16 protein-coding genes are annotated in these 21823 nt (G+C 68.7%); 5 read left to right on the forward strand and 11 right to left on the reverse strand.

The window, feature by feature from the left end; translation table 11 throughout:
- Positions 1-4: 4 nt before the first annotated feature.
- The 3 genes from ACIGO6_RS14745 (at position 5) to ACIGO6_RS14755 (ending at position 3121) form a co-directional block, all read left to right on the forward strand.
- Entirely contained in the window at positions 5-1078 is a 1074-nt protein-coding gene (locus ACIGO6_RS14745; RefSeq protein ID WP_399875862.1) for a ParA family protein, read from the forward strand.
- On the forward strand, positions 1075-2175 hold the full coding sequence (locus ACIGO6_RS14750) for a ParB/RepB/Spo0J family partition protein (RefSeq protein ID WP_399875543.1): 1101 nt from the start codon (positions 1075-1077) through the stop codon (positions 2173-2175). Before ACIGO6_RS14745 ends, ACIGO6_RS14750 begins: the two co-directional genes overlap by 4 nt.
- 328 nt (positions 2176-2503) lie before the next feature.
- A complete protein-coding gene (locus tag ACIGO6_RS14755; protein ID WP_399875545.1) occupies positions 2504-3121 on the forward strand; it encodes a GNAT family N-acetyltransferase in 618 nt (205 codons plus the stop codon).
- A 91-nt stretch (positions 3122-3212) separates the two neighbouring features.
- Here the strand turns inward: ACIGO6_RS14755 and trxA are convergent, their stop codons facing one another.
- The 7 genes from trxA to ACIGO6_RS14790 all read right to left on the reverse strand — a co-directional run bounded on the left by trxA (position 3213) and on the right by ACIGO6_RS14790 (position 13070).
- On the reverse strand, positions 3213-3545 hold the full coding sequence (gene trxA, locus ACIGO6_RS14760; RefSeq protein WP_399875546.1) for a thioredoxin: 333 nt from the start codon (positions 3543-3545) through the stop codon (positions 3213-3215).
- Between the two features lie 41 nt (positions 3546-3586).
- Positions 3587-4555: a thioredoxin-disulfide reductase gene (gene trxB / locus ACIGO6_RS14765; protein ID WP_399875548.1), complete on the reverse strand. Its 969-nt coding sequence runs from the start codon at positions 4553-4555 to the stop codon at positions 3587-3589.
- Positions 4556-4715: 160 nt separating this feature from the next.
- A complete protein-coding gene (locus ACIGO6_RS14770) occupies positions 4716-5594 on the reverse strand; it encodes an anti-sigma factor family protein (protein WP_399875864.1) in 879 nt (292 codons plus the stop codon).
- 17 nt (positions 5595-5611) lie between these two features.
- Positions 5612-6325, reverse strand: a complete 714-nt coding sequence (gene sigM / locus ACIGO6_RS14775; RefSeq protein WP_399875550.1) for an RNA polymerase sigma factor SigM — start codon at positions 6323-6325, stop codon at positions 5612-5614.
- 25 nt (positions 6326-6350) lie between these two features.
- Entirely contained in the window at positions 6351-8063 is a 1713-nt protein-coding gene (locus tag ACIGO6_RS14780) for a protein kinase family protein (protein WP_399875551.1), read from the reverse strand.
- Between the two features lie 139 nt (positions 8064-8202).
- Positions 8203-10620, reverse strand: a complete 2418-nt coding sequence (murJ, locus tag ACIGO6_RS14785; protein ID WP_399875553.1) for a murein biosynthesis integral membrane protein MurJ — start codon at positions 10618-10620, stop codon at positions 8203-8205.
- A gap of 44 nt (positions 10621-10664) precedes the next feature.
- On the reverse strand, positions 10665-13070 hold the full coding sequence (locus ACIGO6_RS14790; RefSeq protein WP_399875554.1) for a DUF6049 family protein: 2406 nt from the start codon (positions 13068-13070) through the stop codon (positions 10665-10667).
- Positions 13071-13326: 256 nt separating this feature from the next.
- On the opposite strand from ACIGO6_RS14790, the gene ACIGO6_RS14795 reads away from it, so the two are divergent.
- Complete coding sequence (locus ACIGO6_RS14795) at positions 13327-14778, forward strand: CCA tRNA nucleotidyltransferase (RefSeq protein ID WP_399875555.1); 1452 nt, start codon at positions 13327-13329, stop codon at positions 14776-14778.
- A gap of 112 nt (positions 14779-14890) precedes the next feature.
- Here ACIGO6_RS14795 and ACIGO6_RS14800 read toward each other — a convergent pair whose 3' ends face one another.
- From ACIGO6_RS14800 to ACIGO6_RS14815, 4 genes are all read right to left on the reverse strand, one after another.
- On the reverse strand, positions 14891-15460 hold the full coding sequence (locus ACIGO6_RS14800) for a hypothetical protein (RefSeq protein ID WP_399875557.1): 570 nt from the start codon (positions 15458-15460) through the stop codon (positions 14891-14893).
- A 46-nt stretch (positions 15461-15506) separates the two neighbouring features.
- On the reverse strand, positions 15507-16769 hold the full coding sequence (locus tag ACIGO6_RS14805) for an MFS transporter (RefSeq protein WP_399875559.1): 1263 nt from the start codon (positions 16767-16769) through the stop codon (positions 15507-15509).
- A 78-nt stretch (positions 16770-16847) separates the two neighbouring features.
- Positions 16848-17930, reverse strand: a complete 1083-nt coding sequence (locus tag ACIGO6_RS14810) for an inositol-3-phosphate synthase (protein WP_399875561.1) — start codon at positions 17928-17930, stop codon at positions 16848-16850.
- A 44-nt stretch (positions 17931-17974) separates the two neighbouring features.
- The gene (locus ACIGO6_RS14815; protein WP_399875562.1) at positions 17975-18652 is read right to left on the reverse strand and encodes a PadR family transcriptional regulator; all 678 of its coding nucleotides are present in this window, start codon (positions 18650-18652) and stop codon (positions 17975-17977) included.
- A gap of 664 nt (positions 18653-19316) precedes the next feature.
- On the opposite strand from ACIGO6_RS14815, the gene ACIGO6_RS14820 reads away from it, so the two are divergent.
- Positions 19317-21704 (forward strand): transglycosylase domain-containing protein, encoded by a 2388-nt coding sequence (locus ACIGO6_RS14820; protein ID WP_399875564.1) that lies wholly within the window; start codon positions 19317-19319, stop codon positions 21702-21704.
- Positions 21705-21823 lie beyond the last annotated feature (119 nt).

Consider the following 21823-nt stretch of genomic DNA (forward strand, 5'->3'; position numbering starts at 1 on the left):
AGGCATGGGAGGCTCTGTTCATTGCGAGCCTGAAGTCGAGGAGAGTGAATCCTTGCGGTCCGACGCCAACATCGCGGGGCCGATGACCGATCCGGTCCCCGGTCCCCGAACCGAGTCGATGGGGGCGGATGTTTCACGTGAAACACCGCCTCCGATGGACGACACTCCGATCGGTCGTGCGGCCCAACTGGCGGTGGAGGCTCTGGGCCGTGCCGGCGAGGGCCTGCCGCGGCCCGAGCAGACCCGGCTCATGGTGGTCGCCAACCAGAAGGGCGGTGTGGGCAAGACGACGACGACCGTCAACCTCGCCGCGTCGCTTGCCCTGCACGGTGCTCGTGTCCTGGTCATCGACCTCGACCCGCAGGGCAATGCGTCCACTGCACTGGGTATCGACCATCACGCCGAGGTCCCCTCCATCTATGACGTTCTGGTCGAGAGCAGGCCGCTCTCGGAGGTCGTGCAGCCGGTCCCCGATGTCGAGGGCCTCTTCTGTGCGCCGGCCACCATCGATCTCGCCGGTGCGGAGATCGAACTGGTCTCTCTGGTGGCACGGGAGAGTCGGCTCCAGCGGGCGATCCAGGCGTACGAGCAGCCGCTGGACTACATCCTCATCGACTGCCCGCCCTCCCTCGGTCTGCTGACGGTCAACGCGCTCGTCGCGGGCCAGGAGGTGCTGATCCCGATCCAGTGCGAGTACTACGCGCTGGAGGGGCTGGGGCAGCTGCTGCGCAATGTCGACCTGGTCCGGGGACATCTCAACCCCACCCTGCACGTGTCGACGATCCTGCTCACCATGTACGACGGCCGGACGCGGCTCGCGTCCCAGGTCGCGGACGAGGTGCGCAGCCACTTCGGTGACGAGGTGCTGCGGACGAGCATTCCCCGCTCGGTCCGGATCTCCGAGGCCCCGAGCTATGGGCAGACGGTACTGACCTACGATCCAGGATCGAGTGGAGCCCTCTCCTACCTGGAGGCGGCACGCGAAATCGCGCTGAAGGGTGTGGGGGTCAGTTATGACGCGACCCACGCCCACATCGGCGCACAGAATGACCCAAACATGGTGGAGGGGATCCAGTGAGTGAGCGACGGAGGGGGCTGGGCCGTGGTCTGGGCGCGCTGATCCCCAATGCCCCGACGGAGAAGTCGGTGGCCTCGGCAGCTCTGGGGAATGCGGCTCCCGCGTCCCCTGCGGCGATGCCGCTGCTGCCGAACGACCGCGGGGTGGCTGCGGCGAAGGTGGCCACCCTGCCGCAGGTTTCACGTGAAACGGATGAGTCTTCGGTGTGGGGTGGTGCGGACACCCCTGCGACTCCTGCGGGAGCCCACTTCGCTGAGATCCCGCTCGATGCCATCACGCCGAACCCGCAACAGCCGCGTGTGGTCTTCGACAGCGATGCTCTGGCCGAGCTGGTCACCTCCATCAAGGAGGTCGGTCTCCTTCAGCCGGTCGTCGTGCGACAGGTGGGGCCGGCGCGCTATGAGCTCATCATGGGTGAGCGCCGCTGGCGGGCCTGTCGCGAGGCCGGGCTGGAGGCCATCCCGGCGATCGTGCGCGCCACGGATGACGAGAAGCTCCTTCTGGACGCGCTGCTGGAGAACCTGCACCGGGCCCAGCTGAACCCACTGGAAGAGGCCGCCGCCTACGACCAGCTGCTCAAGGACTTCAACTGCACCCATGACCAGCTGGCCGACCGCATCGGTCGCTCTCGCCCTCAGGTCTCCAACACGCTGCGTCTGCTGAAGCTTTCCCCGAAGGTGCAGAACCGCGTGGCCGCCGGCGTGCTCTCCGCCGGGCATGCGCGGGCGCTGCTCTCCGTCGAGGACTCGGAGGAGCAGGAGCGGCTGGCTCACCGGATCGTCGCCGAGGGGCTCTCGGTGCGGGCGGTGGAGGAGATCGTGACCCTGATGGGTTCCCGGCCCCAGAAGCCGCAGCGGGCCAAGGGACCGCGGGCCGGGTCGCTGGTCTCACCGGCGCTTTCGGACCTGGCGACGCGCCTCTCGGACCGCTTCGAGACGCGGGTGAAGGTCGACCTGGGACAGAAGAAGGGCAAGATCACCGTCGAGTTCGCCTCCATGGAGGACCTGGAGCGCATCCTCGGGAGCCTCGCTCCCGGTGAGGGGCCCGTGCTGCAGAAGGGCCTGCTGGACGGCGAAGCAGAAGAGCTCGACTCCTGAAACTCGGGCCGGTGGGCACTGCTCAGTGCTCCACCGGCCGACGGGGCGGGTCGTGTCCGGTGCGTACCGGAACACGGCCCGCCCTTTGCTTTCCGTCGGTGTCGGGGCCACCGCTTCGTGGATACGATGCGATCGGGATGGCGCAGTCACCTGGCAGCACCTCTGAGAGGAAGGCAGGGGCCATGCGAATGATGAGCCGTACCGGACTGGTGAGCGCGGGCTTGGGGCTGGGCGCGGTCGGTGGGTTCATGGGCAGCCTGCTCAGGGAACGGAGCGCTCTGACAGCCGCCCGCGACGCGGCGGGCGAAGGAAGCGAGGAACAGCCTTCATGGGGCGCCGGCTCGTACCGCTCACGCTGGACAACCTTCAGGACCTTCCCCAGCGCTGTCGCTCGTGTGTCTTCTGGGAACTGGACCCCGTCAGCGGCGAAGCCGCGGTAAAGGCGGGCACGTCGGCCCTGGAGAAGGAGTCCTGGATTTCCGCCGTCCTGCTGGACTGGGGGTCATGCGGCCGCGTGGTCTACGTCGACGACGTGCCGGTGGGCTTCGTGCTGTACGCCCCTCCCGCTTATGTCCCGCGTTCGTCGGCCTTTCCCACCAGTCCCGTCTCGCCCGATGCGGTGCAGTTGATGACCGCGTTCGTGGTCCCGGGCTATCAGGGGCAGGGGCTGGGCCGGGTGATGGTCCAGACGGTCGCCAAGGATCTTTTGCGCCGGGGCTTCAAGGCCATCGAGGCGTTCGGGGATGCCCGCTGGAAGGAGCCCGCCTGCGTTCTGCCGGCGGACCATCTGCTCGCTGTGGGCTTCAAGACGGTCAGGCCTCACCCCAGTCATCCGAGGCTGAGGCTGGATCTGCGATCCACGCTGTCCTGGAAGGAAGACGTGGAGATGGCGCTGGACCGCCTGTTGGGGGCGGTCCAGAAGGAGCCTGCGCTGCGGCCGCTGTAGCGGAGGTGTCGTGGCGAAGACCGCTGTCATGCGAATGGGCCGACCCGTTCGGGTCGGCCCATTCGTGTTTCACGTGAAACGTCAGCCGGCGTCAGTCGGCGATGAAGTCCTCGAGGTCGCGGACGATCGCGGCCTTGGGCTTGGCGCCGACGATGGTCTTGGCGACCTCGCCACCCTGGTAGACGTTCAGGGTCGGGATGGACATGACGCCGTACTTGGCGGCCGTGCTCGGGTTCTCGTCGATGTTCAGCTTGACGATCTCGATCTTGTCGCCGTACTCGGCGGCAATCGCCTCGAGGGACGGAGCGATCTGGCGGCACGGACCGCACCAGGCGGCCCAGAAGTCCACCAGGACGGGCTTGTCGCTCTTGAGGACGTCCTGCTCGAACGAGTCGTCGGTCACGTGCTTCAGGGTGCCGGCCACGGCGGGCTCCTTAACTGGTTGGTGCGTGGGGTGGGTGGAGGTCAGACAGTGGTCTTCTCGGGCTCGGCCTTGTCCTCGTCCGTGAGCGCGGCGAGGAAGCGCTCGGCGTCGAGGGCGGCGGAGCAACCCGTGCCGGCGGCGGTGATCGCCTGGCGGTAGGTGTGGTCGACCACGTCACCGGCGCCGAAGACACCGGTGAGGTTGGTACGGGTCGACGGAGCGTCCACCTTCAGGTAGCCGTCGGCGTCCAGGTCGAGCTGGCCCTTGAAGAGCTCGGTGCGCGGGTCGTGGCCGATGGCGATGAACAGGCCGGTCACCGCCAGATCCGAGAGCTCGCCGGTCTTGACGTTGCGCAGCTTCAGGCCCGACAGCTTCTGGTCGCCCTGGACCTCGGCGACCTCGCTGTCCCAGACGAACGAGATCTTGGGGTCGGCGAAGGCGCGCTCCTGCATCGCCTTGGAGGCGCGCAGCGTGTCACGGCGGTGGACGATCGTCACGGACTTGGCGAAGCGGGAGAGGAACGTAGCCTCCTCCATCGCCGTGTCACCGCCGCCGATCACAGCGATGTCCTGGTCCTTGAAGAAGAAGCCGTCACAGGTCGCGCACCAGGAGACGCCGCGGCCGGAGAGAGCGTCCTCGTTCGGCAGGCCGAGCTTGCGGTGCTGCGAGCCGGTGGTGACGATGACGGCCTTGGCCCGGTGGACGGTGCCCGCGGTGTCGGTGACGGTCTTGATCTCACCGGTCAGGTCGACGGCGACGACATCGTCCGGGATCAGCTCGGCGCCGAACCGCTCGGCCTGGGCGCGCATGTTGTCCATGAGCTCGGGGCCCATGATGCCGTCCTGGAAGCCAGGGAAGTTCTCCACCTCGGTGGTGTTCATCAGAGCACCGCCGGCGGTGACGGCGCCCTCGAACACCAGCGGCTTCAGCGACGCGCGCGCGGTGTAGAGCGCCGCCGTGTAGCCGGCGGGCCCGGAGCCGATGATGATCACGTTTCGGACGTCGCTCACGGCTTCATTCCTCGTCTCTGGACTGCGTCTTCAGGGCCGGGCGGAGCTTTTCACGGAGCTCTCACCCCACCCAACGGATCCTACGGTGCGCGCATTCCCGCTGTGTCCGGGCACACGGAGACATGCACGGGACGCAGGACGCGAGGATCAGACCTGTTCGCTACGAACGCGCATAGGAGCGCTTCAGGAGGATCTCAGCCTTGCTGACGGCAGGCTGGTCCACACAGGCCGACGCGACGATGTAGGCGGTGACCCGACTGTTGTTGGAGGCGTCGGGCAGCACCACGAGCAGTGCTTCCCTGCCCTTGTAGACGCCTTCCTCCGTGGCGAGCGCTGCGTCGTCGCGGCCGATGCCCTTCTGGATGCACTGGGGGACCGTCGGCTGCTTGAAGACATGGTTCTCGGCACCGGTATCGGCGCTGTTCTCGGATTGCGTGCCGAAGCTGCGGGGCGTACGCGGACCGTTCCCGGCGGCCTGTTCGTCGGAGACGAGTTCGGCGACCTGCTCCTTCAGCTCTGCCTCGGAGAAGGTGTCTGCGAGCGCGGTCTGTTGCCCCTGGGCCGTGTCCTCGGACGAGCTGCCGCCGGTGAGAGAGGAGACCAGCACGGAACCGAGACCCAGAGCGGCAGCGGCGGCCACCGCGCCGAGAACGGCGATCCTGCGACGCCCGCTTCGCCGGCGATCCTTGCGGCCCGGGCCGGTGGAGGAGGTGCGGGCGCGCCCGGAAGGCCGGTCGGCCGACACCGATGTTTCACGTGAAACGCGCGGGCTGTCGTTGCTGTCCCGCGTGTCCGGGACCGCCGCGCCCGGCCGCGCCTCGGCCGCCAGGGCGGCGTCGATACGGTCGGCCACGTCATCCGGCATCCGCGCCGGTGCCGGCACCGTGCCGAGCAGTCCCTGGATCTCCTCCAGAGACGCGTAGACGCCCGCGCAGAGCTCGCAGGTCTCCAGGTGTCGCTGTACATCCGTGGTCCGTGCGGGCGGGAGCAGGCCTTCGGCGAGGTCGGAGATCTCCACGACGTCCGGGTGCCCGGTCATGTCTGTCGTCGACGACGTCACGCTCGTCCACCTCCGCCCTTCACTGCGGCTGAATCGCTCTGGCCTGCCTCTGCCGGACCCGCCCGGTGCGGGCCCGCTGCGGGTGGGACGGACGTCCCCTGCGTCCGGTTCCGCTTTTCGTCCTCACTGCCGCCGTCCGGACGCAGGTGGGTGAGCAGCGGCAGGAGTCTGGCTCTGCCACGGGCACAGCGGCTCTTGATCGTGCCGGTCGGTACCTCGAGGATCCGGGCAGCCTCCGCGACGGGGTAACCCTGCATGTCCACCAGGACGAGGGCTGCCCGCTGGTCGGCAGGCAGGGTGCCCAGGGCTTCCAGCAGCTGGCGGTGGAGATCGTTGCGCTCGGCGGGGGCGGAAGCCGACTCGTGCGGCTCCAGCAGTTGCTCCAGACGCTCGGTGTCGTCGACGGGCGCGGTCTTGCGGGAGGCGGCCTTGCGGGCGCGGTCCAGGCAGGCGTTCACCGTGATCCGGTGCAGCCACGTCGTGACGGCTGCCTGACCGCGGAAGGTGTGGGCGGCCCGGTAGGCGGAGACGAGGGCGTCCTGGACGGCGTCAGCGGCCTCCTCCCGGTCCCCCAGCGTCCGCAGGGCAACGGCCCAGAGGCGGTCACGATGACGCCGCACGAGCTCACCGAAGGCGTCGGGATCACCTTCGACGTGGCGGGCGAGGAGGTCCTGATCACCGATGCCGCCGTAGGCGGTGCCATCTGCCATCGGACCCCTTCCCCGGTCGGTGGGCTCAGCCCTTGAACGTCACGTCGGTGATGGCCTGCTTGTAACCGGCATCGCTGTACTCGTCACCGGAGGCGTAGGGCAGCGCGGTGAGCCACACGAGTACGTACCGCGTCTTGACCGGCTTGGTGGCCTTGATCGTCGCGGTGGTTCCGGTCGTGGTGACCGTGCCGATCTTCTGCATCGCGTCGAGTGACGACGGCTGCAGGGAGTCTGCGGCGTACAGCTCTGCCGTCGTGTGGTCGCCGCCGTAGAGCAGGCCCACGTCCGCGGTCGAGACCTCCTGGGCGGAACCGAGGTCGTAGACGATGCCGACACCCGGCTTGTACGGCCCGATGACCGGGCCGTCGTAGAAGCTGGACGTCCGCCAGAGCGTGCTCCCATCACCGTCGTACGTCTTTCCGACGTCTGCGGGGTGCTGTGCGGAGCCCTTGGTGACGAACTCCTTGGCGTCCTGCACTGCTATCGGCTTGGCGGGCTTCGGCGCGACGCCGTTCTTGTCGTCGCCGTCCGTCGTCTGCGTCTGGTTCTGGTCGTCGGCCTTGCCGCCCCGCTCCATGATCGCATCGGCCAGCTGCCAGCTGCCCAGGCCGAGCGCGGCGATCAGCAGGGCGGAGACGCCCCACTTCAGCGCCTTGCCGGTACGGCTCTGCAGCGGAGGCGGCGGCGTCGGCACCGGCTGGGTGGCACCGGGGTGCGGTGTCGGGCGGCCGTAGGCACCCTGCTGGTAGGTCGTGCGCTGATACGGCGGTGCGGTGTACGCGGGCTCCGGTGGGCGGATACGGGGCATTTCGCCGATCGCCTTCACCAGTTCCTCCGGCGTGGTGCACGGGGACTCGTGGCGGGAGGCGGTGGCGCCGTCGTTGGCGAGAGCCCGCATGGCGAGCTCGGACAGTCCGCGGTGGACGCCCGCGCGCACCTGGTCCGGCGGGATCAGGCCGAGGTCCTTCGGCAGACCGGCCAGACCATGGGCGTCGCTCTCGTACGGCCAGCGCTGGGTGAGCGTGGCGTACAGCAGGGCGCCGATGGCCTCGGTGTCGGTGCGCTGCGGGGTGTCGGAACTGATGCCGCGCAGCGCGGCGTTGACGGCGAGCCCGCGGATCCGCCACTGGCCTGTCGACGTCCGCAGCACCGCGTTGGGATTCAAACGCAGGTGCGAGAGCCCCTCGCGGTGGGCGGCGGCCATCGCGGAGGCGACCTGACTGACCATCTGGTAGGCGTCGTACGCCTCCAGCGGGCCCGAGGCGAGGAGCGCGGTCAGTTCGGTGGCGTCGGGAAGCCACTCGTGCACGACGTAGACGAGGTCGTTGTCCTCGACGGCGTCCAGGACCTGGACGAAGCGGGGGTCGCCGAGAAGGGCGGAGGAACGAGCCGCGGCCAGTACGGAACGGGCCCGCGCGTGGTCCGCCGGAAGGATGTGGACCCCGACGGCGCGGCGCAGCTTCTCGTCGACGGCCCGCCAACTGCTGAAACCGTCCAGACGGGTGACGCACTCCTCGAGGCGGTAGCGTCTGGCGAGCTTGTGCCCGCTGTGCAGTTCGGGAGGCGAGGCCTTGCCGGACTCCTCGCTCGTGGGGCTCCCCTGTGCCTCGTCGCTGTCCGTGTCCCGCTCCCGGTTGTTGGCCACCCCGTCGGCCGTGGACTGGTCCGCCTGTGCGGTCAGCGGCTCGTCGCCGCTGTTGTCTGCCACGTCGACGGCAGCTGTGCTCCGTTCCGCCACCGTCGTTCCTGCCTCCCCTTCGATGCACGCCGACCGACTTCCGATGCGCGCAGTCCGACGCCGAACCCAATTGTGCCCACAGTCCGGCGCTATGCACGACACACAGCGGCGGACGATGGTTGTGCGCCTACCCCGGGTCTCAGCGTCCCAGGCGTCCGCGCACCATGCCGACCAGTGAGTTGACTTCCTCGATGCGCATCCGCCGGGCGGCGACGAAGAAGACACCGAGCAGCAGTGCCCCGCCGGCCAGCAGCGCGGCCAACGACCCCACGACGCCCTGGCCGAGCGCGCGGCTGACCGCGTAGCAGGCCGCGCCGCTGAGCAGAGCGGCAGGGACGGACGCGATGCACAGGCGGGCGTACGTCCGCAGCACCCGGGCACCGTCCAGGTCACCGCCGAGCCGTTTGCGCAGCCTGCGCCAGGCGACACCCACGCCGATCACGTAGGCCAGACCGTAGGAGGCGGCCATGCCGACGACGGCCCAGCGTGCCGGAAGCAGGAAGTAACAGAGTCCCGAGGCAGCGGCGTTGACCACGGCCACGATGACGGTGTTGTAGAAGGGCGTCCGGGTGTCCTCGTAGGCGTAGAAGGCGCGCAGGACGACGTACTGCACGGAGTAGGGGATGAGGCCGAGGCCGAAGGCCATCAGCATGTAGCCCATGTTGGTTGCTTCGCTGGTGCCCGAGGAGCCGAACATGAGCGTGCACATCGGAATGCCGAGGGAGACGAAGCCGAAGGAGACCGGCACGATCGCGACGGCCGTCGTGCGCAGGCCCTGGGAGATGTCGTCCCGGACGGCGCCGCCGTCGTCCTCGGATGCCGAGCGGGAGATGCGGGGCAGCAGGGCGGCCATCAGCGAGACGGTGATGATGGCCTGTGGCAGGCCCCAGATGAGTTGCGCGTTGGCGTAGGCGGCGAAGCCGGTGCCGTCGACGGGCGACGTCTTGCCCGCGGCGGTGGACAGCTGGATGACGATCATGGCGCCCGCCTGGTTGGCGAGGACGAACAGGACCGTCCACTTGGCGAGGGTGATGGCCTTGCCGAGACCGTGGCCCTTCCAGTCGAAACGCAGTCGCAGCCGGAAGCCGGTCTCACGCAGATACGGGATCATGGCCAGGGCCTGCACGATGAGGCCCAACAGCACCCCGATACCGAGCAGGCGCTCGCCCTCCGGAGGGATGCTGGTGACCTTCATCCCCGAGCTCTCCGCGGTGCCGTACACCCAGATGAACATTCCCAGGGTGACGATGATGACGATGTTGTTCAGGACCGGGGTCCACATCATCGCCCCGAACCTGCCGCGGGCATTGAGGATCTGCCCCATCACCACATGGAGGCCCATGAAGAAGATCGAGGGCAGGAAGTAGCGGACGAAGGTGATGCCGACCTCGTTCGCGGCAGGGTCACTGGCGACGGGGTTGGACAGGAGTCGGATCAGCAGGGGGGCGGCGAAGACCGTGATCACGGTGAGCACGCCGAGCGCCACCATGACAAGGGTCAGCAGGCGGTTGGCGTAGGCCTCGCCGCCGTCGTCGTCCTCTTTCATGGCCCGCACGAGCTGCGGTACGAAGACCGAGTTGAGGCCGCCACCGACGGTCAGGATGTAGATCATCGTCGGCAGCTGGTAGGCGACCTGGAAGGTGTCACCGAGCAGTCCGACACCCAGCGCCGAGACGATCAGCGCCGACCGGATGAACCCGGTCAGCCGGGACACCATCGTGCCCGCCGCCATCACGGCGCTCGACTTCAGCAGGCCTCCCGCCCGCCCGCCCTTCTTGGGCGCGGCGGCCGGTGCGGCTGCGGGGGTGGGCTCGGGCTCCTGGAGAGGGGCCTCGGCCGCTTCCGGGGTGGGGGCCACCGCGTACTGCCCGGGTGCGGGCGCTGCGTACTGCCCCGGTGCCGGAGCGGGGCCGCCGCTGTACTGCCCGGGTGCCGGAGCGTTTCCGTACGGAGCGGCGGGTCCCTGCGCGCCGCCGTACTGGCCGGGCCCCGGCGCCTCGCCGTACTGCCCCGGCCCCGGTGTCCCGCCGTACGGCCCGGGGGCGGGGGCGGGGCCGGGTACGGAAGCGGGGTCGTTGTACGACGGATGGCCGCCGCCCTGCTGCTGGTCCCGGAACAGGTGGGCGAAGGCATCGGGCTCATGGCGCTGCTCGCCGGCCTGGGTGACCAGGTCGTCCACGCCGACGAACTGGGTCGTCCGCGGGTCGTCGCCGTACGGCAGGTACTGGGTCGGCCCCTCCGGTTCGGGCGCCGGGGGCTGCGCCCAGACGCGCGGGTCGGGGGCGTAGGGCGACTGGGACGGCTGGGAGTACAGGGGCTGCTGCGGGTACGTGCCCGGCGGTGGCGGGGGGTGCGCGGCGCGGTCGTAGAGCGCCTCGGAGACCGGGTCCTGGGCGGAGAGATCCTGTGCCCGGTAGGGATCCTGGTCGTAGGCGTCCTGGAGGTACATGTCCGCGGGCGGCTCCGGCGGCGTCCGGTCGGTGCCGGGCGGTGGACCCTCGGGGTGGCCCGAGCCGTCCACGGCCTGACCGCGGTCACCGTCGTACGGCGCGTTCATGGTTACCCCACCTCATCGTCCCCGGCCCACCGGCCACGACATCTTCAACGGTCCACTCTCTCACCCGTGCCGGACGGGTCGCCGTTTTCCGCTGCGGTGTCCGCTGCCGGGTCACTCGGCTGCTCCGGGCCGCCTGCCCGATGCGGTGCCTCGGACTCCTTCTTGAGACGTCCCTCGGGGTCCTTCGGGTTCTCCGGTCCGTCGCCGGAGATTGCGTCGGAGTTCTCGTCCTCCTGCGCCTCGCCGGATGCCCCGTCGGCCTCGCGGGCGGCGGCCCGCTTGCGCTGGGTGTACATCCGGAAGCCGGCGAGGACGAGCAGGAGGACGCCGCCGCCGATGACGAGCATCACGGTGGCCGTGATCTCGGTGACCTTCACGTCGAAGGTGACCGCGTCGCCGTACTTCCGCCCGTCCATCGTGTACAGCTGGGCGATCACCGTCGCCCGGCCGTTGGCGTTGGCCGACGTGGTGAACTTCACCGACTGGCTGTGGCCACCGGAGACGGAGACCGGCTGTTCCTGGTAGGCGGCGCCGTCGATCTCGAGACGTGTCGGATTGGTCGAGGTGAGCCGCAGGACCAGGGGGCCGACGTCCTGCACCAGGTTGTTCTGCACCGTCACGGGGATCGTGGCGCTGCGGCCGGAGAGCTTCGTCTCCGACTTGTCGATCAGTCCGACCCGGCCGGTCAGCCCGTCGAGGTAGGACTGCACGCCGGCGCGGAACGACTCCGCCTCGGCGGTCCGGCCCCGCCACGACACGGACATCTCCCGGTTCAGGGCGCGACCGAACGGGGTCACCACCCGGGACGGGTTCGACAGGACGACCTGGAACTTGGCGAGCTTGTCCTGTGTCTGTGCGATCTGTACGAACGCCGACCGGGGCAGCTCCTTCTTGCGCAGTGACGCGGGGTAGGAGGAGGTGCTCGGCACCTTGGTGGTGGCGTCGGGGTCCGGCTTGGCCGCGGCGGCGGCCGCCAGCTTCTGGGACTCGGACCACGTGCCGCCCTGGAGCGCCCTCAGCGCCTCGGCCATGGCCCGCGCCTGACTGCCGGAGGGCGTGCGCTGCGGGGCGATGACGATGCTGCGCTGCGTGCCGGTCTGCTGGCCGAGGGCCAGGCTCTGGGCGAGGAACCGCTGCACCGCGAGCGTGGAGGCGGAGGCCCTGGTCAGGTCGCCCTCGAATGCCGTGGACAGCCGGGCGTCGGCGACCACGGCCGTCGTACCGCCTCCGATGGGACGGGCCGCGGAGGGCGTGTACTGCAGGTCGTCGGTCTCCTGGAGGCTGTCGCTGCGGGCGATCACCTTGTCCGCGCCCGCGGAGGTGGCGACCTTGACGATCGACCGGTCGACGGCGCCGTTCACGGGCCACGCGAAGTCGGTGCTCGGTTTCACGTGGAGGATCGGCTCGACGGTGTTGGTGATGACGTCCGTGGCGTCCTTGAGCTGGCTCAGCGAGCCGGTGACGTCGGTGCCGTTGTGGGCGAGGGACGCGAGGTCCGGGTCGGCGAAGGGAAGGGCGACGACCTCCTTGTCGGCCACCGCGTCCTGCAGCTCGGCGAGCCACTGCTTGGCGACCGCCTGGTGGGTGCCTGCGGTGGTCGTGTCCCCGTCCCGCACGCGGTAGCTGCCCGTCATGGCGTCGACGGAGGCCAGCAGGTCCGGGTCGACCACCCAGGTGACGTCCAGGTCCTTGCCCAGCGTCACCATCTGGTCCAGCCGGCCACCGGGAGAGATCTCCTTGGCCAGGTCCTCGTTGAGGAAGACCGGGGTCTGCTCCTCGTTCGGTCCCGTCTCGGCGGCCATGTGCGTGGTCGATACGAGGGGCCACAGAGCCGTCGTCTTCGTTCTGGGGGCGGCCGCCTCGGGCTGCCAGGGCAGGAAGGTCCGCTGGATGCCGAGGATCCGCTCCCACGGCTGAGCGGAGGTCTCCCCGGAGAGCGAGACGGCGAATTCATAGACGCCGTCGTCACCGAGGTCCAGGTCGTCGACGGGGACGGAGATGTTGAAGTGCTCGGCGACGCCGGGGGTGAGCTTCGAGAACTTCTCGGTGTACTTGTCGTCGATCTCCGGAGCGATGGCGTCGTTGAGATCGTCGCTGTTCTTGGCGATCCTGTCGACGGCCGAGCGGGTGTTGACCTCGGCGCCCAGACGCAGGCCCACGTGGGCGTCGGTGACCGTGCGCTTGCCGTTGTTGGTCACGGTGCCGGACACGGTCACCGTGTCCCCCTCCGTGGGGGCGGACGGAGTGAGCGAGTCGACGGCGACGGCCACCGAGCCCGAGTCCGAGTCGGCCTTGGCGGAGGACTGCCCGTCGGCTTGTGCCGTGCCCGCGGTCGGCAGCTGGACCAGGCCGGCCAGCAGGGGCGCCCCGGCGATCAGTGCCGTGGTGCGCCGTAGCCACCGGCGGGCAGGTGAGGGACTGGTCCCCTGGAAGTCTGCCGCCTCGGCCACGCGCTCGCCCGTCCCTCGTCGTCGTCAGTGGTCGTCGGAATGTGCGTCCACGCATGGTAACGATGCGCGTCGAGGGGAAGTGCCGCGACGTACACCACAAGATCCGGCGGTGAAGGCGGCTGTCCCGTATGTGCCCCTATAACCGGGCGTCGGCAAGGGGTGAGAGAAGGTGAGAGAAGGGGGAGAGAAGGGGGAGATCCGCTGTGCGATCAATGGAGGCGCCGGTGTCCGCGCGGGGCACGTACCCTTTTCTGTTGTGCCGAACGCCAACGAAGTCAACCCCAGTGCCCTGAGTCAGGCGCAGCGCCGCGCGGTGAGCGAACCGCTGCGGGTGGCCCCTGTCGCCGACGACCTCGCCCGCCGCTTCCAGGAGGCCGGTTTCTCTCTCGCCCTGGTCGGCGGTTCGGTCCGGGACGCGTTGCTCGGCCGGCTCGGCAACGACCTGGATTTCACGACCGACGCCCGCCCGCAGGACGTCCTGAAGATCGTGCGACCGTGGGCGGACGCCGTCTGGGAGGTCGGGATCGCCTTCGGCACGGTCGGGGCCCAGAAGGACGGTTACCAGATCGAGGTGACCACCTACCGGTCGGAGGCCTACGACCGCACCTCGCGCAAGCCGGAGGTGTCCTACGGCGACTCCATCGAGGAGGACCTCGTCCGGCGGGACTTCACCGTGAACGCCATGGCCGTCGCGCTGCCGGAGAAGGAGTTCATCGATCCGCACGGAGGCCTCGACGACCTCGCGGCCCGGTTGCTGCGTACTCCGGGGACTCCTGAGGAGTCCTTCTCGGACGATCCGCTGCGGATGATGCGGGCCGCACGGTTCGCCGCGCAGCTCGACTTCGAGGTGGCTCCCGAGGTCGTCGCCGCGATGAAGGACATGGCCGCGCGCATCGACATCGTCTCGGCCGAGCGGGTCCGGGACGAGCTGAACAAGCTCATCCTCTCCGCACACCCGCGCAAGGGGCTGACCCTCCTGGTGGACACCGGTCTCGCCGAGCGGGTCCTGCCCGAGCTGCCGGCCCTGCGGCTGGAGCGGGACGAGCACCACCGGCACAAGGACGTCTACGACCACACGCTCATCGTCCTGGAGCAGGCGATGGCCCTGGAGAGCGAGGGTCCCGACCTGACTCTCCGCCTGGCCGCGCTGCTGCACGACATCGGCAAGCCGCGCACCCGCCGCTTCGAGAGTGACGGACGCGTCTCGTTCCACCACCACGAAGTGGTCGGCGCGAAGATGACGAAGAAGCGCATGACCGCGCTGAAGTACTCCAACGACCTGGTGAAGGACGTCTCACGCCTGGTCGAACTGCACCTGCGCTTCCACGGTTACGGGACGGGCGAGTGGACGGACTCCGCGGTCCGCCGCTACGTCCGGGATGCCGGTCCTCAGCTCGACCGGCTTCACAAGCTGACCCGCTCGGACTGCACGACCCGCAACAAGCGCAAGGCCTCGGCGCTCTCGCGGGCCTACGACGGTTTGGAGGAGCGGATCGCGCAGCTTCAGCAGCAGGAGGAGCTGGATGCGATCCGCCCGGACCTGGACGGTAACCAGATCATGGAGATCCTCGGGATCGGCCCCGGGCCGGCCGTCGGCCAGGCCTACAAGCACATGCTGGAACTCCGCCTCGAAGACGGGCCGATGGAGCACGAGGCGGCAGTGGCGGCCCTCAAGGAATGGTGGGGGCAGCGCACGGAAACCGTGTGAGTGACGTGCGGTACGTGCTTCCGCGGTAGGGCGTTCCCACAGAGGGGCGTCATGTTTCACGTGAAACATGACGCCCCTCTGTGGCGTTGTGGGCCGGGAGGGCCCGATCGGCTCAGACGTCGCCGAAGCAGAGCAGGAACTCTTCGCCGTCACCGGTTTCGGCGTAGAACCCAGTGGCTCCTTCGACCTTGCGGCACTCGGTCTCCGCGGTGAGGGACGTGAAGTGGCCCTTCACCTTCTTGAGGACCTTGCCCTCGGCCTCCGAGGACGAGCAGTCGACGACCTCCATGCGGTCCGAAGACGAGGACGCAGCCTTCAGGCAGTCGCCCACGCCGGCCTGGTCCGCGTCGTCCCGGCTGGCGACGTATCCGCCGACGGCCACACCGACGACGACCACGGCGATGACGATGTTCTTGATCGTCTTGAAGCTCGGCTTGCGGCGGGCCGGCTGCGGCGGCACCGGCGCGTACGGCGCACCCTGCTGGGGAAAACCGGGCTGGCCGGGCTGCTGCGGGATGCCCGGCTGGCCCTGCGCGAAGGGGTTCTGCCCCTGCGGCTGCGGCTGGCCCTGCGCGAACGGGTTGCCCTGGGGCGGCGGAGTGGTCACTGGGGGTCCCCCTGAAACATAGGTGCGTGTCGCGTACATGGCGCGATAAGACGCACGTAAGCTATCGGGTTCCACTGACAACTCTGTAGTCCAGTGGGGCTCTGTGGCACTGATGTGACACTTACTGCCGCTCAAACCGGGTCAGAGCCACCCCAACCGCTCCGTAGATCACGGCCAGTGTCACCACCAGCGGCACCGACCGGCCGTCCGGCGGCAGCATCAGCGCGGCCACCCCGGCGGCGCCGACGAAGGCGACGTTGAACAGCACGTCGTAGACGGAAAAGATCCGGCCACGGAAGACGTCGTCGACCGAGGACTGCACGACCGTGTCGGTCGCGATCTTCGCGCCCTGCGTCGTCAGACCCAGGACGAACGCCGCGACGAGCAGCGGCCCGGTGGCGAACGACAGACCGAGCGCCGGCACCAGCACCGCGGCGGCCCCCGCACACACGGCCATCCACCGGCCGGGACCGAGCAGTCCCGCCGCCCAGGGAGTGATCACCGCCGCCGCGAAGAAACCGGCCCCGGAGACACCCAGCGCCAGCCCCAGCAGGGCGAGCCCCTCCTCCGTGTCCGAGGTCAGGGCGTACCGGCACAGCATCAGCAGCATGACCAGCAGAGCGCCGTAGCAGAACCGCATCAGCGTCATACCGGCGAGCGCCCACGCCGCTTCCCGGCGAGCCGGTGCGGCCAGATGACGTACGCCCGCCATCAGGTCGCGGGCGGTACCCACGAGTGCCGAGGCCAGCCGCGGCGGCACGAGCGAGCGGTCGGGTCCCAGCAGTTCCACGGCGATACGCAGCGACGCCAGCGCGCCGCACAGGTACAGGGCGGCCCCGAGCAGCACCACGGCGGCGTCGGAGTCCGCGATCACGAGGCGTACGACGAAGGCGAGGCCGCCGCCCGCCGTCGCGGCCAGGGTGCCCGCGGTCGGGGAGAGTGAGTTGGCGATCACCAGACGCTCGGCGTCGACGACACGCGGCAGGGCGGCGGAGAGCCCCGCGAGCACGAAGCGGTTGACGGCGGTGACGCAGAGAGCGGAGACGTAGAACAGCCAGTCCGGGACGGAAGCGATCATCAGCACGGCCGTCACCGAGGCCAGCACGGCGCGGAGCAGGTTGCCGTAGAGAAAGACCTGGCGGCGGCGCCAGCGGTCGAGCAGGACGCCGGCGAAGGGGCCCACCAGCGAGTAGGGAAGCAGCAGGACCGCCATCGCGGAGGCGATCGCGGCGGGCGAGGTCTGCTTCTCCGGGGAGAAGACGACGTAGGTGGCGAGCGCGACCTGGTAGACGCCGTCGGCGCCCTGGGAAAGCAGACGCACGGCGAGCAGGCGCCGAAATCCCTTCAGGCGCAGCAGGACGCGCAGGTCACGGACGACGGCCATGGGGCACAGCCTCACATACGGGAAAGGTCCCCGGGGCATGCGACCCGGGGACCTCCGACGTGCCGGAGCCGGCGCTTGTCAGCGCTCGACCTCGCCGGCGATGAACTTCTCGACGTTGGCGCGGGCCTCGTCGTCGAAGTACTGGACCGGCGGGGACTTCATGAAGTAGCTCGACGCCGACAGGATCGGGCCGCCGATGCCGCGGTCCTTGGCGATCTTCGCGGCGCGCAGGGCGTCGATGATGACACCCGCGGAGTTCGGGGAGTCCCAGACCTCGAGCTTGTACTCCAGGTTCAGCGGGACGTCACCGAACGCGCGGCCCTCGAGGCGGACGTAGGCCCACTTGCGGTCGTCCAGCCAGGCTACGTAGTCGGACGGGCCGATGTGAACGTTCTTCTCGCCGAGATCACGGTCGGGGATCTGCGAGGTGACGGCCTGCGTCTTGGAGATCTTCTTCGACTCGAGGCGGTCGCGCTCGAGCATGTTCTTGAAGTCCATGTTGCCGCCGACGTTCAGCTGCATCGTGCGGTCCAGGACGACGCCCCGGTCCTCGAACAGCTTCGCCATGACACGGTGCGTGATGGTGGCGCCGACCTGCGACTTGATGTCGTCGCCGACGATCGGGACGCCCGCCTCGGTGAACTTGTCCGCCCACTCCTTGGTGCCGGCGATGAAGACCGGGAGGGCGTTGACGAAGGCGACCTTGGCGTCGATGGCGCACTGGGCGTAGTACTTCGCCGCGTCCTCGGAGCCGACGGGCAGGTAGCAGACGAGGACGTCGACCTGCTTGTCCTTGAGGACCTGGACGACGTCGACCGGCGCCTCGGCGGACTCCTCGATGGTCTCGCGGTAGTACTTGCCGAGACCGTCGAGGGTGTGGCCGCGCTGGACCTGGACGCCGCTGTTCGGCACGTCGCAGATCTTGATGGTGTTGTTCTCGGATGCGCCGATGGCGTCCGCGAGGTCCAGACCGACCTTCTTGGCGTCCACGTCGAAGGCGGCGACGAACTCGATGTCACGGACGTGGTAGTCGCCGAACTGGACGTGCATCAGGCCCGGGACCTTGGACGCCGGGTCGGCGTCCTTGTAGTACTCGACGCCCTGCACCAGCGATGCGGCGCAGTTGCCCACGCCGACGATGGCTACGCGAACCGAACCCATTCCGGTTGCTCCCTGTGTGTACGAGTGAGGCCCTGACTGGGCGCTCACGTGGCGGTGTCGCCGGGCGTATCCGGCCGGGGGTCGTCCCCGGTCCGGGGCAGGCCGCCCGTCGCTCCAGATGTCGTGTCCTGTTGAGCGGACCCCTCCGAAGCGGAACCCCGAAGGTCCCGCCCCGCCCGCTCGCTCTCGATGAGCTCGTTCAGCCAGCGCACTTCGCGCTCCACGGACTCCATTCCGTGGCGCTGGAGCTCAAGCGTGTAGTCGTCGAGCCGCTCCCGGGTGCGGGCCAGGGAGGCGCTCATCTTCTCCAGGCGCTCCTCCAGCCGGCTGCGCCGGCCCTCGAGTACGCGCATGCGTACGTCACGGGACGTCTGCCCGAAGAACGCGAAGCGAGCGGCGAAGGTCTCGTCCTCGTACGCGTCCGGGCCCGTCTGGGAGAGGAGCTGCTCGAAGTGTTCCTTACCGTCGGCCGTCAACCGGTAGACGATCTTGGCGCGGCGTCCCGTGAGGGATGCGGCGGCCTCGCCGACGTTCCCCGGTTCCTCGATCAACCAGCCGTTGGCGACCAGCGTCTTGAGGCAGGGGTAGAGCGTCCCGTAGCTGAACGCCCGGAACACACCCAGTGACGTGTTGAGTCGTTTGCGCAGCTCATAGCCGTGCATCGGGGATTCGCGGAGCAGGCCGAGTACGGCGAACTCGAGGATGCCGGATCGCCGGCTCATCGTCGCCTCCTCTCGTCCTTATGCCGCGCTGATGTATCGACTCGATACATCACGACGATAGAACGACCTTCCGCGTGCGACAAGGGGGGTGTGAGTGAACGGGATCACATCAGGGATTCATTGAGAGCAAGTTGCCTGATTTGAGGTGAACTTCGGAGCTCGGGGGTTTTGACGGTGCGTAGTCTGTGCGCCATGCAGACCACCGGGAACCGAGTGACGCCTGGGGGCGTCCCTGTCCCTGGTGCAGTACGGGTGAATGCGGAAGGGACCGCATCCGTACTTCGGGGGGACCGGAAACCAGCCGCCTTTACCAGGCGCGCAAAGGTGCGCCTGCCCGAGGAGTAGTCGTTCGATGAGCGAGCACCGTCGCAAACCGCCGCCGCCGCAGGGAGGCGGACGTGCCGCGGCCCGACGCGGCCAGTCCGGCTCGTCCTCCGGCCGCCGTGCGGCACCGCGAGGCGCCACAGGGTCTCCGTCCGGCTCTTACGGTCCGGAGAACGAGGAGCGTTCGTACGGGAGCCGTGCCGAAGCGCGGCGCGCGGGACAGCGGAGCGGAGGCGGTCGCCGCAGAGCTGCCGAGCCGGGCCGCGGAGGCCGCCGGGCCGCTCCCGGCGGTGCGCCGGGAGCCGGGCGGGGCCGTGCGGCACCGCCCGGTAAGAAGCGGATGATCGACTACCCGCGCCGCGACAAGGACGGGTGGCAGCGCTGGGTGCCCTCGTGGAAGCTCGTCTCGGGGCTGTGCATCGCGTTCTTCGGCACCATGGTGGCCGCCGCGGGCCTCGCCTACTCCATGGTGGACGTGCCCGTCCTCGACAAGACCGCCACGGCGCAGAACAACGTCTACTACTGGGCCGACGGCAGCCAGATGGTCGCCACGGGCGGTGAGCGCAACCGGCAGAACGTCGATCTCGCGCAGATCCCCAAGGAGATGCGCTATGCCGTCATCTCCCAGGAGAACAAGACGTTCTACTCCGACAGCGGCATCGACCCCAAGGGCATCGCACGCGCCGTGTTCAACATGGCCAAGGGCGGCGAGACGCAGGGTGGCTCCACCATCACCCAGCAGTACGTGAAGAACGCGATGCTGAACGACCAGTCGCAGACGATCTCCCGCAAGGTCCAGGAGATCTTCGTCTCGATCAAGGTCGGTGCCGAAGTGAAGAAGGACGACATCCTCGAGGGGTACCTGAACTCCGCGTACTACGGGCGAGGTGCCTACGGGATCCAGGCCGCCGCGCGGGCGTACTTCAACGTGGACGCCGTCGACCTCAACGCCGGCCAGTGCGCCTTCCTGTCGGCGGTACTCAAGGGCGCCACGTACTACGACCCGGCGGGCGCGACCTCGATCGACACGGCCGCGACTCCGAAGGCCAATGCCGAGCGTGCCCAGAGGCAGATGCAGGACACGCTCAACAAGATGGTGGAGTACGGGCACCTGAGCCAGCAGGAGCGGGCCAAGTACACGGACCTTCCCAAGGTGGAGAATCCGCGGTCGAACTCCCAGCTGGGCGGACAGATCGGCTACCTCGTCGACCTTGCCAAGGCTTCCGTGATCAAGACCGGCAAGGTCACGCAGAAGCAGCTGGAGCAGGGCGGTTACTCGATCCACACGACCTTCGAGAAGAAGAAGGTCGATGAGCTCGAAGCCGCGGTCAACAAGGTCTACAAGGAGAAGATCGACCCCGAGAAGCGTCCCGACAAGGACACCCACGTGCAGTTCGGCGGGGCGTCAGTGGACCCCGAGACGGGTGCCATCAAGGCCATCTACGGCGGACAGGACGCGACCAAGCACTTCACCAACAACGCCGACGTCACTGGTGCCCAGGTCGGTTCGACGTTCAAGCCGTTCGTGCTCGCGGCGGCGATGAAATGGGGTGTGCGCGATCCCGAGGGCGACGAGGTCCAGGCCCAGGACGAGCGCACCCTCGTCTCCCCGAAGAGCCTCTACAGCGGCCAGAACAACCTCAAGATCAATAATTACGACGGCACGGTCTGGGAGAACGAGAAGGGCGAGCAGTGGCGTCAGGAGAATGACGGCAAGGAGTCGGTCGGTACCCCGCCGGACTACAAGATCGACCTTCGTATGGCCATGCAGAAGTCGGTGAACTCTGCCTTCGTGCAGCTAGGCATGGACGTCGGCCTGGACAAGGTGAAGGAGGCCGCCGTCGACGCGGGGCTCCTGGAGGGCAGTCTGGCGGGATCCGGCTACCCGTCGTTCTCCATCGGTGTCTCGGACCCGAGTGCCATCCGCATGGCGGGCACGTACGCCACCTTCGCGGAGAGCGGCAAGCAGCGTGAGCCGTACTCCGTCACCAAGGTGACGAACAAGGACGGCACGGTCTACACGCACACGGTGAAGACCAAGCAGGCGTTCACCGCCAAGGTCGCGGACAACGTCACAGACGTACTGAAGACCGTCGTGGAGGAGGGAACGGGTAAGAACGCCCGGCTGCCCGGTCGCGAGGTGGCGGGTAAGACCGGTACCACGGACGGCAACAAGTCCGCCTGGTTCGTCGGCTACACCCCGCAGCTGTCGACCGCGATCAGCATGTTCCGCTACCCGGACGACGAAACCATCAAAAACCGCACGTTCCTGGAGATGTACGGAACGGGCGGCGAGGAGGAGATCCATGGTGCGTCCTTCCCGTCCCACATCTGGAAGGACTACATGGAGGACGCGCTGAAGGACACGAAGCCGGAGAAGTTCCCGAAGCCCGAGCCCATCGGCGAGGTCATCAACGACACCCCGCCGCCGAGTCCTTCTCCCTCTCCGTCCGAGACGGAGAAAGAGACCACTTCCCCGTCGCCCTCGCCGTCGCCCAGTCAGAGTGAGACCACCGCCCCCCCGCCGTCGCCGAGCGACACCTGCGGCGTCTGGGACTTGAACTGCGACAACGGGGACAACGGCGGCAACGACACCTCCGGCAACGACTCCGGTGGCTCGGAGACCAGTCCGTCACCTTCGACGTCGCCCAGTGGGACAGGGGAAGAGGACGACAGCAGAGGCAACCAGAACGGAGGCGGTGGCTTCATCGCCGGCCAGAACGGCTAGCCGCCGGAATATCCGGCATGGGTGTTTCACGTGAAACGCCCGCAAGTTTCACGTGAAACAGGGGCCGCCGCATCCCGCGAGGGTGCGGCGGCCCCGGCGTATCCCCAGGCTTGTACGGC

The organism is Streptomyces sp. NPDC053750 (genome assembly GCF_044544295.1).
GTDB lineage: Bacteria > Actinomycetota > Actinomycetes > Streptomycetales > Streptomycetaceae > Streptomyces.

Excerpts from the sequence above, each read along its gene's own strand:
- ACIGO6_RS14745 (WP_399875862.1), top strand. The coding sequence starts at position 5 with ATGGGAGGCTCTGTTCATTGCGAGCCTGAAGTCGAGGAGAGTGAATCC.
- ACIGO6_RS14755 (WP_399875545.1), top strand. The coding sequence starts at position 2,504 with ATGGGGCGCCGGCTCGTACCGCTCACGCTGGACAACCTTCAGGACCTT.
- ACIGO6_RS14770 (WP_399875864.1), bottom strand. The coding sequence starts at position 5,594 with ATGACCGGGCACCCGGACGTCGTGGAGATCTCCGACCTCGCCGAAGGC.
- sigM (WP_399875550.1), bottom strand. The coding sequence starts at position 6,325 with ATGGCAGATGGCACCGCCTACGGCGGCATCGGTGATCAGGACCTCCTC.
- murJ (WP_399875553.1), bottom strand. The coding sequence starts at position 10,620 with ATGAACGCGCCGTACGACGGTGACCGCGGTCAGGCCGTGGACGGCTCG.
- ACIGO6_RS14805 (WP_399875559.1), bottom strand. The coding sequence starts at position 16,769 with ATGGCCGTCGTCCGTGACCTGCGCGTCCTGCTGCGCCTGAAGGGATTT.
- ACIGO6_RS14810 (WP_399875561.1), bottom strand. The coding sequence starts at position 17,930 with ATGGGTTCGGTTCGCGTAGCCATCGTCGGCGTGGGCAACTGCGCCGCA.
- ACIGO6_RS14815 (WP_399875562.1), bottom strand. The coding sequence starts at position 18,652 with ATGAGCCGGCGATCCGGCATCCTCGAGTTCGCCGTACTCGGCCTGCTC.
- ACIGO6_RS14820 (WP_399875564.1), top strand. The coding sequence starts at position 19,317 with ATGATCGACTACCCGCGCCGCGACAAGGACGGGTGGCAGCGCTGGGTG.